Genomic DNA, 13,948 nt, shown 5'->3' on the forward strand with positions numbered 1-13,948 from the left:
GTGAGCGCTGTCGTCACCTAGCGGCGGCGCGCACTTACGGCCGCCCGGCGGGACGGGATACACCGGGGGTGACCGCTCGCCGGAGCGGTCGCTGCCTGCCCGAAGGGGGTCGAGCACGGTGCGGACCGACCGCCCCAGCCCGCGCCTCGCCACCGTCGAGGCGGTCGCGGACGCGATCCTCTACGAGGGCTACCTGCTCTACCCCTACCGGCGGTCATCGGGCAAGAACCGGGTCCGCTGGCAGTTCGGTGTGCTGGTGCCCCCGGCGTGGGGCGCGGCGCACGGCCTGGTCGACCGTGGCGTGGCGGGCTCCGCCGAGTCGCCATGGCAGCAGACCGAGTGCCTCATGGAGGCGCCGGACACGGCGATGGTCCGCGTCCGGTTGCGGTTCCTGCACCTGCAACGCAAGGTGGCCGAGCGCCGGACGGCCGACGGCGGGTACCAGCCCGTCGACCGGATCGAGGTCGGTGACTGCACGGAGCTCAGCTTCGACGAGGCGGTGCCCCGGGAGTACGACGTCGAGGCGTCGGTCGGCGACCTGCAGCGGGGCCGCCGCCTCAACCTTCGGGTGCCGGGCGGGGAGGACGTCGAGCCGCTGGTCGACGACCGGGGTGAGCCGATCGGTCGGGTGGTACGCCGGCGCTGCCCGTTGTCCGCGTCGGTCACCGTCTCCGCCGCCCCGGCCGAGGCGCCCTTCCCGTTGCTGCGGCTCGCGATCCGCGTCGAGAACACGGACGGGAGCACCCCGCCGGACAGTGCCCGGGACGACGCGTTGCGCTGCTGCCTGCTGGCGGCGCACACGCTGGCCACGGTCAGCCGGGGACGGTTCCTGTCCCTGCTCGACCCGCCGGAGTGGGCGACGCGCGCGGCGCGGGAGTGCCGCAACGAGCACACGTTCCCGGTGCTCGCCGGCGAGCCCGGCACCGTCGACATGGTGCTCTCGTCACCCATCATCCTCTACGACCACCCGCAGATCGCGCCGGAGAGCCCGGGCGATCTGCACGACGCGACCGAGATCGACGAGATCCTCTCGCTGCGTACGCTCACCCTCTCCGATGCGGAGAAGCAGGAGGCGCGGGCCACCGATCCCCGGGCGGCCGCCATCCTCGACCGGGTCGACGCCATGCCGCCCGAGGTGCTCGAACGGTTGCACGGCGCCATCCGCGCCCTGGCACCCGTACGCCGGGACGGCGATGCCGGTGCCGAGGCGGACCGGCCGTGGTGGGAGCCGGGCGCCGACGCGGGGATCGCGCCGGAGACCGACACCGTGCTGGTCGCGGGCACCCTGCTGACCCAGGGCAGCCGGGTCCGGTTACGGCCCCGCCGGCGCGGCACGGACGCGCACGACATGTTCCTGGACGGCCGCACCGCCCGGGTGGAGCAGGTGCTGCTCGACGTGGACGGGTCACGGTTCCTCGCCGTGACGGTGGACGACGACCCGGGCGCGGAGCTGCACCAGTGGTACGGGCGGCTGCGCCACTTCCGGCCCGAGGAGGTCGAACCGTTGGCGGGCGACGTGACGGCGCCATGAGCGGCCCCGAGCACGGGCGGATCCTGGTTGCCGGGATCGGCAACATCTTCCTCGGCGACGACGCGTTCGGGGTGGAGGTCGTCCGGCGCCTGCGGGACGAGGTCCTCCCAGCGGGGGTGGATGTGTCCGATTACGGGATCCGGGGGATGCATCTGGCCTACGATCTGCTGGACGGCCGCCACGACGTGCTGGTGCTGGTGGACGCGTTGCCGTTGGACGAGCCGCCCGGGACGTTGGCCGTACTCCGGGTGGACCTGGACGACCCGGGCTGGACGCTGCGGCCGGCCGACGTGCTGGACGCGCCGGCCGCCGATGCGCACGGCATGGATCCCGAGTCGGTGCTGCGGCTGCTGCGCGGCCTGGGTGGGAGCGTCGACCGCGTCCTCGTGGTGGGTTGCCAGCCGGCCGCCCTCGACGAGCGCATGGAGTTGTCGGCCCCGGTGGCCGCCGCGGTCGATGAGGCGGTCCGGACGGTGGTCGGGATCGTCCGGGAGGAAGTCGCGCGGCTCGCCCGCGGCGAGGGTGCGGCACGAGGCACGCCCGCGGAAGGTAGCGAACGGGGGGTGAGCACGCATGCATGAGACGGGTCTGTCCCAGGCGATCGTGGACGCGGCGGTACGCCGGGCCGCCGGCCGTCGGGTCACCGGCCTGCGGGTGCGGATCGGTGGGCACCCGGTCGACCCCGAGGTCGTCACGCAGGGCATCCAGCTGGCCGCCGCCGGCACGGTCGCCGCGGACACTGCCGTCGACCTGGTGCTCGAACCGATGACCGTGGCGTGCCACGAGTGCGGTCGCAGTGGGCCGGTCGACGACCATCTCGCGATGGTGGCCTGCCCCCGGTGCGGGGGCGTCGACATCGCCGTGACCGGCAGCGACGACGTGGTGCTGGAGTCGATCACGGTGGAGAACGTCGAAGTGGGTGCGTTCTGATGGACGCCAACGACGTGCTCCGGCACGACCACCGCGTGGTGGAGCAGCTGTTCCGGGACTATCAGGCAGCGGAGTCCGACGCGCAGCGGCGCGGCGTCGTGGAGATCCTGGTTCGCGAGCTGTCGAAGCACGCCGCGCTCGAGGAGGTGCTCTTCTACCCGTTCGCCGCGCAGGTGCTGGCCGACGGACAGGTCGACCGGCACCTCGCCGGGCACCGGCCGATCAAGGAGCTGCTCCTCGAACTCGACCGCTGCCGGGCCGGCGACAACGCGCAGGACGAGCTGATGCAGCGGCTGGCGTCCGCCGTCGCCCGGCACGTGCAGGACGACGAGAACGAGCTCATGCCGCAGCTGTGCGCCCAGGCCGACGAGCAGGCCCTGCGCGAGCTGGGCCAGGAGATCGACCAGGGCAAGCAGCGAGCCCCGACGCGCCCGCACCCGCACGCGCCGGACAAGCCGCCGGCGCTCACTCTCGCGGCGCCGGTGGCGGCCATCTACGACCGGTTACGGGATCGGATGCAAGGGAGGCCACGCACATGAGTCAGAGCAGGGGCGGCACCGCGGTGATCCCGAAGGAGAGCGGGTTCGACGAGGTCACCATTCTCTGGATCTCCGAGGGCATGAGCTGTGACGGCGATTCCGTGTCGATGACGGCCTCCGGTCAGCCGGCGATCGAGGACATCGCCCTCGGGCTCATTCCCGGTCTGCCGAAGGTCAACCTGCACAACAAGGTGTTGTCACCGGCGGCCGGCGGCGAGGAGTTCCTGGCGCCGTACCGGAAAGCGGCCCGGGGGGAGATGACCGAGCCGTTCATCCTGGTCATCGAGGGCTCGATCCCGAACGAGAACATCAACGGCGACGGGTACTGGACGTCGTTCGGCAACGACGAGCAGACCGGCGAGCCGCTGACCTTGAACTGGTGGATCGACCAGCTGGCGCCGAAGGCGTGGGCGGTCGTCGCGGCCGGCACGTGCGCGACGTACGGCGGCATCCACGCCATGGCGGGCAACCCGACCGGATGCATGGGCCTGGCCGACTATCTCGGGTGGGACTTCCGATCCCAGGGCGGCCTCCCGATCGTCAACGTGCCCGGCTGCCCGATCCAGCCGGAGAACTTCATGGAGACCCTGACCTGGGTGCTCTACCACGCGGCCGGCTCGGCGCCGCCCCCGCCGCTGGACCACATGCTGCGACCGCAGTGGCTGTTCGGCAAGACCGTGCACGAGGGCTGCGACCGGGCCGCCTACTACGAGCAGGCGGACTTCGCCAAGGACTACAACTCGCCCAAGTGCCAGGTGAAGGTCGGCTGCTGGGGGCCGGTCATCAACTGCAACGTTCCGAAGCGCGGCTGGATGGGTGGGGTAGGCGGCTGTCCCAACGTCGGCGGCATCTGCATCGGCTGCACCATGCCGGGCTTCCCCGACAAGTTCATGCCGTTCATGGACATGCCGCCCGGAGGCAGCCTGTCCACCCTGCTCATCAAGCCGTACGGCGCGGTGATCCGCCGCCTGCGCGGCCTCACCAACGCCACCGCCAACCGGGAACCGAAGTGGCACCACAACGGCCCGGAACTCACCAGCGGCTACAACCCGCGGTGGCGTCCGTACGGTCCGGCGGACCCCCGTCGACAGGCAGCAGAGGAGAGGAACCGACCGTGACCGCGACAAAACCGAAGCCGGCCGCCGGCAAGAAACCCGGCGAACTGGTGGAGATGGCGTGGGATCCGATCACCCGGATCATCGGCAACCTCGGCGTCTACACGAAGATCGACTTCGCGAACCGGGTGGTCGCCGAGTGCCACACCACGTCGTCGCTGTTCCGCGGCTACTCGGTGTTCATGAAGGGCAAGGACCCACGCGACGCCGGCTTCATCACCAGCCGGATCTGCGGCATCTGCGGCGACAACCACACGACCTGCTCGGTGTACGCGCAGAACATGGCGTACGGCATCAAGACCCCGCCGCTGGCCGAGTGGATCATCAACCTCGGCGAGGCCGCCGAGTACATGTTCGACCACACCCTCTTCCAGGACAATCTCGTCTTCGTCGACTTCTGTGAGGCGATGGTCAAGCAGACCAACCCCAGCGTGCTCGCCCGCGCGGAGGCCACCGCGGCGCCGGGCCGGGACATCCACGGCTACCGGACGATCGCCGACATCATGCGGGCCTACAACCCGTTCGAGGGCGAGGTCTACAAGGAGGCGCTGAAGGTCAGCCGCACGACCCGGGAGATGTTCTGCCTCATGGAGGGCCGACACGTCCACCCGTCGACGGTCTATCCCGGCGGCGTCGGCACCATGCCGCAGCCGACGCTGTTCACCGACTACCTGACCCGGCTGATCAGCATCCTTGACTTCGTCAAGAAGGCCGTCGCCATGAACGACGACATCTTCGACTTCTGGTACGAGGCGCTGCCCGGCTACGAGGAGGTCGGCCGCCGCCGGGTCCTGCTCGGCTGCTGGGGCTCGTTCCAGAACCCCGACGTCGTCGACTACAAGTACGAGACCATGACGAACTGGGGGCGGGCGATGCACGTCACGCCCGGCATCGTCGTCGACGGCAAGCTGCTCACCACCGACCTGGTCGACATCAACCTCGGCATCCGGATCCTGCTCGGCAGCTCCTACTACAAGGACTGGGCCGGCCAGGAGGAACCGTTCGTCAAGTACGACCCGCTCGGCAACCCGGTCGACATCCGCCACCCCTGGAACCAGACCACCCTCCCGGATCCCGGCAAGCGCGACTTCAGCGACAAGTACAGCTGGGTGATGAGCCCTCGCTGGTTCGACAAGAACAGCGGCGAGCATCTCGCGCTGGACACCGGCGGCGGCTGCTTCGCCCGGCTGTACACCACGGCACTGGCCAAGATGGTCGACACCCCGTACGTCAAGTCGACCGGGCACAGCGTGCAGATCTCGCTGCCGAAGAGCGCGCGGCTGCCCGAGATGACGCTGGAGTGGAAGATCCCGAAGTGGTCGAACGCGCTGGAGCGGGACCGCTCGCGGGCCTACTTCATCGCGTACGCCGCAGCCATGTCGCTCTACTTCCTGGAGCGGGCGATGGAGCGGGTGCGCGGCGGCGACATGCGGGTCTTCGCCGAGTTCGACGTGCCGGACGAGGCCATCGGCTGCGGCTTCCACGAGGCCGTCCGGGGCCTCCTGTCGCACCACGTCGTGATCCGGGACCGCAAGATCGCCAACTACCACCCGTACCCGCCGACGCCGTGGAACGGCAGTCCCCGCGACAGCTACGGCACCCCGGGGCCGTACGAGGACGCGATCCAGAACACGCCCATCTTCGAGGAGAACGGCCCGGAAAACTTCAAGGGTGTGGACATCATGCGGGCGGTGCGCAGCTTCGATCCCTGCCTGCCGTGTGGGGTGCACATGTACGTCGGCGGCGGGCAGACCCTCAAGAAGATCCACTCGCCGATGTTCGGCGCGTCGCATGGCTGAGCAGCCGGACCACCCGCGGCTCGACGACACGGTCGTCGAGCCGCGGCTGGCCCGCCTGGACACCGTGCTCGGCCAGCTCGAACAGACTCCCGGCCGCACCGCCGAGCTGGCGCTGGAGGCCGTCGAGCTGCTGACCGAGGTGTACGGCGAGGCGCTGGCCCGGGTCACCGACCTCGCCGCCGACAGCCCTCGCACGCTCGACCGGCTCACCGGCGACGAACTGCTACGGCACCTGCTGCTGTTGCACCGCATCCATCCGGATCCGCTGGACCGGCGGGTGGCCCGAGCGGTCGACGACCTCCGGCCGCAGCTACGCGCGCAGGGCGCCGAGATCACGCTGGTCGGCGTCCAGGACGAGGTGGCCCGGATCAGCCTGTCCGCGAGTTCGTGTGGTGGTGCGGCCCTGCGCGACCTGGTCCGGCAGCAGGTCCTGACGTTCGCGCCGGAGCTGTCCGCCGTCGACGTGGTGGCGCCCGCGCCGCCTCCGGCGTTGATTCCGATCGCCAACCTGTGGCAACGGCCAGACCGGACCGATGCGGCAGCGCTGGGCGAGGCGGGGCCGGCCGCGGCGCCGCTGGCGTTGGGTGGCCCGACATGACGGCGGGCGCGCTGCAGCGGGCGATCCGCCGCGCGGGGCAGCGCGCGGCGGCCGAGCGCTGCGGGATGTGCGCCGGACCGGTCGCGCCCGAGCACCGGCACGTGTGGGACGAGCAGGACGGGGAACTGTTGTGCGCCTGCCGGCCGTGCTCCCTGCTCTTCGAGCGGGAGTCGGCCGGCGGGGGCCGGTACCAACTCGTCCCCGCTCACGGCCGGCGGTTGACCGACCTCTCCGCCGACGAGCTGGGGGTGCCGGTCGGTCTGGTGTTCTTCGTGAAGCAGCGCGACGGCCGGGTGCTCGGGCACTATCCGAGCCCGCTGGGCACGACCGAGTCGGAGATCGATGCCGACGCCTGGCGGGCGGTCGAGGCACGATCGCCCGCACTGGCCGAGCTGGCGCCCCGGGTCGAGGCGTTCCTGGTCTGGACGGGCACGCAGGCTGGCGGGGGCCAGCAGTGGGTGGTGCCGGTCGACGACTGCTACCGGCTGGTCGCGCTCATCCGGCGGCACTGGACGGGCATGTCCGGGGGAAGCGCGGTGTGGCGCGCGATCCCCGGGTTCTTCGAGGAGCTCGACCGACGGCACGGTCGGCACTCCGGCGACGACTGATGGAGGAGGCGGTAATGGGCGAGATCCGAGTGGGCGATCCCGACGTCGAACTCGACGCGCCGGCACACACCAAGGGCGTCGAGGAGGGCAACTCGCGACGGCGCAGGCAGGCCGGCCATCACGACGACGGGACGGTGGACGCGCGCCGCTCGACCGGCATCCGGCCGAAGAAGCACGGCCCGATCCTGCCGATCATGCCGAACCTGCCGCCAGGCTGAGCGGATCCGGGCCGGGCCCGAAGGAGGTGAGTCATGCGGAAGCTGCTGGCGCTGCTGGCCGGCGTCGCCGTCGTGGGGCTGTTCTGGAAGGAACTGCCCGCGCTGCGGCGCTACATCAAGATCGAGAAGATGTGAGCAGGAAGGGCCGAACGAGCCGATGTGTCTAGGTATCCCGGGCGAGATCGTCGAGATCAAGGCCGGTCACGACGATCTCGCCGTCGTCGACGTCGTGGGCGTCCGGCGGGCGGTCAACATCGGCCTGCTCGAGGCGGACCAGGTCGGCGTGGGCGACTGGGTGCTCGTCCACGTCGGGTTCGCCATGTCCAAGATCGACGAGGCCGAGGCGGCCGCCACGTTGGCGCTACTGACCGGCCTCGGACAGGCTTACACCGACGAGTTGCAGGCGCTCGCCGAATCCGACATCAGCTAGGGGATCACCAGATGCGTTTCGTCGACGAGTACCGCGACGCGGACAAGGCCCAGGCGTTGGCCACCCAGATCGCCGCACTGTGCGAGCCGGGACGGCAGTACAAGTTCATGGAGGTGTGCGGCGGGCACACGCACACCATCTACAAGCACGGGATCGAGGACTACCTGCCGGAGAACGTCTCGCTCGTGCATGGACCGGGCTGCCCGGTCTGCGTCATCCCGATGGGCCGGGTGGACGACGCCATCGCCATCGCCCACGAGCCGGGCGTCATCATGACCGCGTTCGGCGACATGATGCGGGTCCCCGGTGGGAACGGCTCGTTCCTGGACGCCAAGGCGGCCGGCGCGGACATCCGGATGGTGTACTCGCCGCTGGACGCCCTGAAGATCGCCCGGACCAACCCGGACCGCAAGGTGGTCTTCATGGCGATCGGGTTCGAGACCACCTCCCCGTCCACGGCGATGACCGTGCTGCGGGCGGCCGCCGAGGGTGTCGACAACTTCTCGGTCTTCTGCAACCACGTCACCATCCTTCCGGCGATCAAGGCGATCCTCGACTCGCCGGACCTGCGCCTGGACGGCTTCCTCGGGCCCGGGCACGTCTCCACCGTCATCGGCTGCCGGCCGTACGAGTTCATCGCCCGCGACTACGGCAAGCCGCTGGTGTGCGCCGGGTTCGAACCACTGGATCTCCTGCAGTCGGTCTACCTGCTACTCAAGCAGCTCGCGGAGGGCCGCTGCGAGGTCGAGAACCAGTACACCCGGGTGGTGCCCTGGGACGGCAACCTGCGGGCGCTGGAGGCGATCGGCCGGGTCATGCGGCTGCGCCCGTACTTCGAGTGGCGCGGCCTCGGCTTCATCTCGCACTCCGCCCTGCGGATGCGGGACGAGTACGCGGCGTACGACGCCGAGCGGATCTTCGAGGTGCCCGGGGTACGCGTCGCGGACCCGAAAGCCTGCCAGTGCGGCGAGGTACTCAAGGGAGTGCTCAAGCCGTGGGAGTGCAAGGTGTTCGGCACCGCGTGCACACCGGAGACACCCATCGGCACGTGCATGGTCTCCTCCGAGGGCGCGTGCGCGGCCTACTACAACTTCGGCCGCTTCGCGCGGCAGCGGCTGACGGAGGCGAGCGCGGTATGACGGCCGAACGCACCGCCGGCTGGGCCGAACGCGCGGTGGCCGAGGCCGAGGCGACGACCGGTCGCCGGTCGGGGCGGCTGTCGCCGGAGGAGCAGGTGCTCCAGCGGATCGAGCGGGCCCGCCAACGCGCGCCGAGGATCCGGGAGAGCCGACTCACGCTCGCGCACGGCGCGGGTGGGAAGGCGACGCACAGCCTGGTCGAAGGGCTGTTCGTGGAGGCGTTCCGCAACCCGACGCTGGAGGCGCTCGACGATGCCGCCGTGCTCTCCGTGGGCACCGGCCGGCTGGCCTTCACCACCGACTCGTACGTGGTGTCGCCGCTGTTCTTCCCCGGCGGCGACATCGGCGACCTCGCCGTCAACGGCACGGTGAACGACCTCGCGGTCAGCGGCGCCCGGCCGCTGTACCTGTCGGCCGGGTTCATCCTGGAGGAGGGCTTTCCCGTCGCCGACCTGCGGCGGATCGTCGCCTCCATGGCTGCCGCGGCGGAGCGCGCCGGGGTCCAGGTGGTCACCGGCGACACGAAGGTGGTGCAGCGGGGCAAGGCCGACGGCTGTTACGTCAACACCGCCGGCGTGGGTGTGCTGGAGCGGCCGGTGACGCTCGGCACCGCCCAGGTCCGCCCCGGTGACGCGGTCGTCGTCTCCGGGCCGATCGGCGACCACGGTGTGACCATCATGCTCGCCCGCGGCGAGCTGGACATCGCCGCCGACCTGACCTCGGACACCGCGGCGCTACCCGGTCTGGTGGCCGCGCTGCTCGACGCGGCGCCCGGGGTGCGGCTGCTGCGCGACGCCACCCGGGGCGGCGTGGCGACCATCCTCAACGAGGTGGCGCAGGCGGCCCGGGTCGCCGTCGTCGTCGACGAGGCCGCGGTGCCGGTACGTCCCGCCGTGACCGGCGCCTGCGAACTGCTCGGCATCGACCCGCTCTACGTGGCCTGCGAGGGGCGCCTGGTGGCCGTGGTGGACGGCGCGCAGGCGGAGGCCGCAGTGGCGGCGCTGCGCGGCCACCCGCTCGGCGACGGCGCGGCGGTCATCGGCCGGGTCACCGCCGACCCGCCCGGGATGGTGCTGCTCCACACGGCGTTCGGCGGCACCAGGGTGGTCGACATGCTGGTCGGGGATCCGCTCCCGCGGATCTGCTGACGGCGGCCGTCGCATCAGCCGGCGGGCACAGGTGGCTGCGGCGCGAGGTCAGGTGGCCGGCACGGCCCGGGCCGCGGCCACCGCGGCCTGGCCGAGCGAGATCCCACCGTCGTTGGGCGGCACCCGGGAGTGCACGAGCACCCCGAAGCCGTCGCGCTCCAGCCCGCTCACCACGCGGTCGAGCAGCAGCACGTTCTGGAAGACCCCACCGGAGAGCGCGACCGTGGCCAGACCGGTGCGCTCCCGGACGGCTCCGGCCGCCCCGACCACGGCGTCGGCCAGGCCGTGGTGGAAACGGGCGGCGATCCTACCGGGGTCCACCCCGGCGAGCAGGTCGTCGACCACGTACCGGACCAGGTCGCGGCCGGCGTCGAGGAGCGGCACCGGGCCGGTCGCCCCGACCGGGTAGCCGCCCCGCTCGTCGGGATCGGCCCGCTGCTCCAGGGCGATCGCCGCCTGACCCTCGTACGTGACCCGGTCGTGCAGGCCGAGGATCGCCGCGACGGCGTCGAACAGCCGGCCGGCGCTGGAGGTGGGCGGCGAGTTCGTCCCGGTGCGCCCCAACGCCACCACGGTGGGCCAGTGCCGCTCGTGCCGGCGCCGCACGGCCAGGTCGGGCACGGCGTCGCCGTAGATCTCGTGGAGATGGGCGGCGGCCATCCGCCATGGCTCGTGCACCGCGGCGGTGCCGCCGGGCATGGGGACCGTGGCCAGGTGGCCGACCCGGTCGAAGCCGGTCAGGTCCGCGACGAGCAGCTCCCCGCCCCAGAGGGCGCCGTCCGGGCCGTAACCGAGACCGTCGAAGGCGACGCCGATCACCGGTCCGGGTTCGGCGTTGTCGGCCAGGCAGGACGCGATGTGGGCGTGGTGGTGCTGGACGCCGAGCAGCTCGACGTCCTCGCGCTGCAGCGCGTACTTGGTGGACAGGTACTCGGGATGCAGGTCGTGGGCGACGACCTCCGGCCGGACGTCGAAGAGCCGGGTGAAGTGCGCGATCCCGTCGGTGAACGCCCGCAACGTCTCGTAGTTCGCCAGGTCGCCGATGTGGTGCGACACGAACGCGCGCCGCCCCTTGGCCACGCAGAAGGTGTTCTTGAGCTCCGCGCCGCAGGCCAGCACCGGCCGGTCGAACCGCCAGGGCAGGGTGATCGGCGCGGGCACGTAACCACGGGACCGCCGCACCGGCAGCTCGCGGCCCCGGAACACGCGTACCACCGAGTCGTCGGTGCGGACGTGGATCCGCCGGTCGTGGGTGAGGAAGGCGTCGGCGATCGGGGCCAGCCTTCGGCGCGCGTCGTCGTCGCGGTGCGCGATCGGCTCGTCGGAGACGTTGCCGCTGGTCAGCACGATCGGCAGGCCGAGCCGGCCGAGCAGCAGCTGGTGCAGCGGCGTGTACGGCAGCAGCACGCCCAGGTCACGGTTGCCCGGTGCCACCGACCCGGCGACCGGGGCGTCGGCGCGGCGGGGCAGCAGCACCACGGGACGGCGGGCGCCGGTGAGCACCGGCACGGCCGCCGGCGCCACGTCGACCAGGGCGCGCGCCGCCCGCAGGTCGGCGGCCATCACCGCGAATGGTTTCTCCTCGCGGTGCTTGCGGGCGCGCAGCGTCGAGACGACCCGCTCGTCGTCGGCCCGGGCGGCCAGGTGGTAGCCGCCGAGGCCCTTGACGGCGACGATCCGGCCGTCCCCCAGCCACCGGACGGCGGTGTCCAGGGGGTCGCCGGAGATCGGGGCGCCGTCGGCGTCGACGAGCCGGAGGGTTGGACCGCAAGCGGGGCAGCACACCGGCTCGGCGTGGAAGCGGCGGTTGCCGGGGTCCGCGTACTCGACGGCGCAGTCGGCGCAGAGCGGGAACTCGGCCATCGTGGTGGTGCGGCGGTCGTACGGGACGTCCTCGACGATGGTGAACCGCGGGCCGCAGTTGGTGCAGTTCGTGAACGGGTAGCGGTGGCGCCGGTCCGCCGGATCGGACAGCTCGGCGAGGCAGTCCGGGCAGGTGGCGGTGTCGGGGGAGATCAGGGCTTCCCGGCCGGTGCCGGTGACACTGGTGACGATGGTGAAGCCGGGCTGGCCGGTAGGCGGGACCGCCTCGGTGGTGAGCCGTTCGACCTGGGCGAGGGTCGGCGCGCGCCGGCTGAGGTCGGCCACGAAGTCGGCCAGCCGGTCCCCGTCGCCTTCTACCTCGACGAAGACGCCGGCGGTGTCGTTGCCGACGAACCCGGCCAGCTCGTACTCGGTGGCCAGCGCGTGCACGAACGGCCGGAAGCCGACGCCCTGCACGATGCCCTCGACGCGGACATGCACCCGCCGCGCACTGGTCAGTCCCATGGTTCCGGGTCAGCGGTCGTCGGCCAACGCCTGCTGGGTGAGTTCCCAGAGCACGTGGTAGACCGTCGTCTGCGCCTCCTGGACCCGGTGCACCGAGGGTGACGGCACCACGAACAGGTGGTCGACGAATTCGGATTCCGCCATCCGGCCGCCGTCGTACCCGGCGATGCCAATGGTGAGCATGCCGCGCCGGGCCGCCTCCTCGAACGCCCACAGGACGTTGGTCGACCCTCCGCTCGTGGACAGCCCCACCACGATGTCGCCGGCGCGGCCGAACGCCGCCACCTGGCGGGCGAAGACCACCTCGAACCCGACGTCGTTGGAGAGTGCCGTGATCAGCGCGACGTCGTGGGTCAGCGAGATGGCCGGCAACGGGCGGGCGGCCGTCGTCGGGTGCAGAAACAACTGTGCGAGGTCCTGCGCGTCGGTGCTGCTGCCGCCGTTGCCCAACGCGAACAGCGTGCCGCCGGCGCGGAAGGCGTCGGCGCACCGGCGGGCGCAGTCGACCAGCCGCTGCCCGTGCTCGGCGACGAGGGATTCGCGGAGGGCGACGATCTCCGCCGCCTTCTCCGCGGTGGACCTCGCCACCGCGGCGAGCACCGCGTCCACGTCGGTCGGCCGGGTGTCGAGGAACGGGTAGAGCGATCCGATCGCACCCTCGACGCCCGCGCTCATGCCGGCACTCCGCTGCGCTCCGTGCCGTCATGAGGCACCACGGCGGACTTCTCCACCACGGCGATCGCCTCCTTGGCATGTACGAGCACCACGTCGCCTGGTCCCGCCTCGACCAGGGCCACACTGACTTCCTCCGGTCCGGCGTCCGTGTCGACCACGGCCAGGCCGTCGGCCAGCAGGTCCCGTACCCGGACGGCGACGGCCACGTCGGAACAGGTGATGCACACGTCGCCGTGGCATGCCGGCACGGCTTGTGCCGGCGGTGGGTGCGCGGTCACCGGACCACCTCCGGTGCCAGCAGTCCGGGCTGCTCGAAGAACACGTGCACCAGCTCCCACAGGATGTGGTAGGTCGTCACGTGCACCTCCTTCACGATGCACGGATCGTCGGAGCGGGCCACCACGACGTGGTCGGCGACGGCGTCCCGGGCGAGGTCGCCGCCGTCGCCACCGAACAGCCCGACGGTGAGCAGGCCGAGGTCGCGGGCCGTCACCAGGCCGCGCCGCACGTTGGCGCAGCGACCGTCGACGGACAGGCCGAGCGCGATGTCCTGCGGGGCGGCGAGCAGGCGCAGCTGGGCCGCGAACACCTCGTCGAAGCCCTCGGCACGGGCGATCCCGGTGAGGGTGGCGGCGTCGTTGGTCAGCGAGATCGCCGGCAGTGCCCGCTTGCCCACGATGACCGGGTGGACGAACTCCACCACGACATGCTGGGCGTCGGTCGCCGGCCCGCCGTTGCCGAAGACGATCAGCTTTCCGCCGCGGTGGAAGCGTACGGCCATCTCGTAGCAGGCCCGCGCGATCCGCTCCGCGTCATCGGCGAGCGCCTGCCCCGGCTCCACCCGGCGGGCGAACGCGCGGTCAACTGCCGGTATCACGGGCGACTCCATG

16 protein-coding genes are annotated in these 13,948 nt (G+C 71.7%); 12 read left to right on the forward strand and 4 right to left on the reverse strand.

Annotated elements, in window-relative coordinates:
• Positions 1–118: 118 nt before the first annotated feature.
• From ABZ783_RS17445 to hypE, 12 genes are all read left to right on the forward strand, one after another.
• Positions 119–1,531, forward strand: coding sequence for a hypothetical protein (locus tag ABZ783_RS17445; protein ID WP_357438991.1), 1,413 nt, complete (start codon positions 119–121; stop codon positions 1,529–1,531).
• Positions 1,528–2,112 carry a hydrogenase maturation protease gene (locus tag ABZ783_RS17450; RefSeq protein ID WP_357438993.1) on the forward strand — a complete coding sequence of 195 codons (585 nt, stop codon included), beginning with the start codon at positions 1,528–1,530 and terminating at the stop codon, positions 2,110–2,112. The genes ABZ783_RS17445 and ABZ783_RS17450 overlap by 4 nt, the downstream gene beginning before the upstream one ends.
• Complete coding sequence (locus ABZ783_RS17455) at positions 2,105–2,461, forward strand: hydrogenase maturation nickel metallochaperone HypA (RefSeq protein WP_357438995.1); 357 nt, start codon at positions 2,105–2,107, stop codon at positions 2,459–2,461. Before ABZ783_RS17450 ends, ABZ783_RS17455 begins: the two co-directional genes overlap by 8 nt.
• Positions 2,461–3,000 (forward strand): hemerythrin domain-containing protein, encoded by a 540-nt coding sequence (locus ABZ783_RS17460; RefSeq protein ID WP_357438998.1) that lies wholly within the window; start codon positions 2,461–2,463, stop codon positions 2,998–3,000. Before ABZ783_RS17455 ends, ABZ783_RS17460 begins: the two co-directional genes overlap by 1 nt.
• Positions 2,997–4,118 (forward strand): hydrogenase expression protein HypE, encoded by a 1,122-nt coding sequence (locus tag ABZ783_RS17465; protein WP_357439000.1) that lies wholly within the window; start codon positions 2,997–2,999, stop codon positions 4,116–4,118. The genes ABZ783_RS17460 and ABZ783_RS17465 overlap by 4 nt, the downstream gene beginning before the upstream one ends.
• Entirely contained in the window at positions 4,115–5,914 is a 1,800-nt protein-coding gene (locus ABZ783_RS17470; RefSeq protein WP_357439003.1) for a nickel-dependent hydrogenase large subunit, read from the forward strand. Before ABZ783_RS17465 ends, ABZ783_RS17470 begins: the two co-directional genes overlap by 4 nt.
• The gene (locus ABZ783_RS17475) at positions 5,907–6,512 is read left to right on the forward strand and encodes a hypothetical protein (protein ID WP_357439006.1); all 606 of its coding nucleotides are present in this window, start codon (positions 5,907–5,909) and stop codon (positions 6,510–6,512) included. Before ABZ783_RS17470 ends, ABZ783_RS17475 begins: the two co-directional genes overlap by 8 nt.
• A complete protein-coding gene (locus ABZ783_RS17480) occupies positions 6,509–7,120 on the forward strand; it encodes a DUF5947 family protein (RefSeq protein ID WP_357439008.1) in 612 nt (203 codons plus the stop codon). Before ABZ783_RS17475 ends, ABZ783_RS17480 begins: the two co-directional genes overlap by 4 nt.
• A 14-nt stretch (positions 7,121–7,134) precedes the next feature.
• The gene (locus tag ABZ783_RS17485; protein ID WP_357439011.1) at positions 7,135–7,338 is read left to right on the forward strand and encodes a hypothetical protein; all 204 of its coding nucleotides are present in this window, start codon (positions 7,135–7,137) and stop codon (positions 7,336–7,338) included.
• A 157-nt stretch (positions 7,339–7,495) separates the two neighbouring features.
• Positions 7,496–7,768 (forward strand): HypC/HybG/HupF family hydrogenase formation chaperone, encoded by a 273-nt coding sequence (locus tag ABZ783_RS17490; RefSeq protein ID WP_073835171.1) that lies wholly within the window; start codon positions 7,496–7,498, stop codon positions 7,766–7,768.
• A gap of 11 nt (positions 7,769–7,779) precedes the next feature.
• On the forward strand, positions 7,780–8,907 hold the full coding sequence (gene hypD, locus ABZ783_RS17495; RefSeq protein ID WP_357439015.1) for a hydrogenase formation protein HypD: 1,128 nt from the start codon (positions 7,780–7,782) through the stop codon (positions 8,905–8,907).
• Positions 8,904–10,055 (forward strand): hydrogenase expression/formation protein HypE, encoded by a 1,152-nt coding sequence (gene hypE / locus ABZ783_RS17500; protein WP_357439018.1) that lies wholly within the window; start codon positions 8,904–8,906, stop codon positions 10,053–10,055. Before hypD ends, hypE begins: the two co-directional genes overlap by 4 nt.
• A gap of 48 nt (positions 10,056–10,103) precedes the next feature.
• Here hypE and hypF read toward each other — a convergent pair whose 3' ends face one another.
• From hypF to ABZ783_RS17520, 4 genes are read right to left on the reverse strand one after another with little or no spacing between them, the layout of a single operon-like run.
• Complete coding sequence (hypF, locus tag ABZ783_RS17505) at positions 10,104–12,383, reverse strand: carbamoyltransferase HypF (RefSeq protein WP_357439020.1); 2,280 nt, start codon at positions 12,381–12,383, stop codon at positions 10,104–10,106.
• Positions 12,384–12,392: 9 nt separating this feature from the next.
• Positions 12,393–13,058 (reverse strand): SIS domain-containing protein, encoded by a 666-nt coding sequence (locus ABZ783_RS17510; RefSeq protein WP_357439022.1) that lies wholly within the window; start codon positions 13,056–13,058, stop codon positions 12,393–12,395.
• Complete coding sequence (locus ABZ783_RS17515; protein WP_357439025.1) at positions 13,055–13,336, reverse strand: HypC/HybG/HupF family hydrogenase formation chaperone; 282 nt, start codon at positions 13,334–13,336, stop codon at positions 13,055–13,057. The genes ABZ783_RS17510 and ABZ783_RS17515 overlap by 4 nt, the downstream gene beginning before the upstream one ends.
• Positions 13,333–13,947, reverse strand: a complete 615-nt coding sequence (locus tag ABZ783_RS17520) for an SIS domain-containing protein (RefSeq protein WP_357439027.1) — start codon at positions 13,945–13,947, stop codon at positions 13,333–13,335. Before ABZ783_RS17520 ends, ABZ783_RS17515 begins: the two co-directional genes overlap by 4 nt.
• Between the last annotated feature and the right edge of the window lies 1 nt (position 13,948).

Origin of the sequence: Micromonospora sp. NPDC047738, assembly GCF_040642675.1 — a bacterium.
Lineage (GTDB): Bacteria > Actinomycetota > Actinomycetes > Mycobacteriales > Micromonosporaceae > Micromonospora.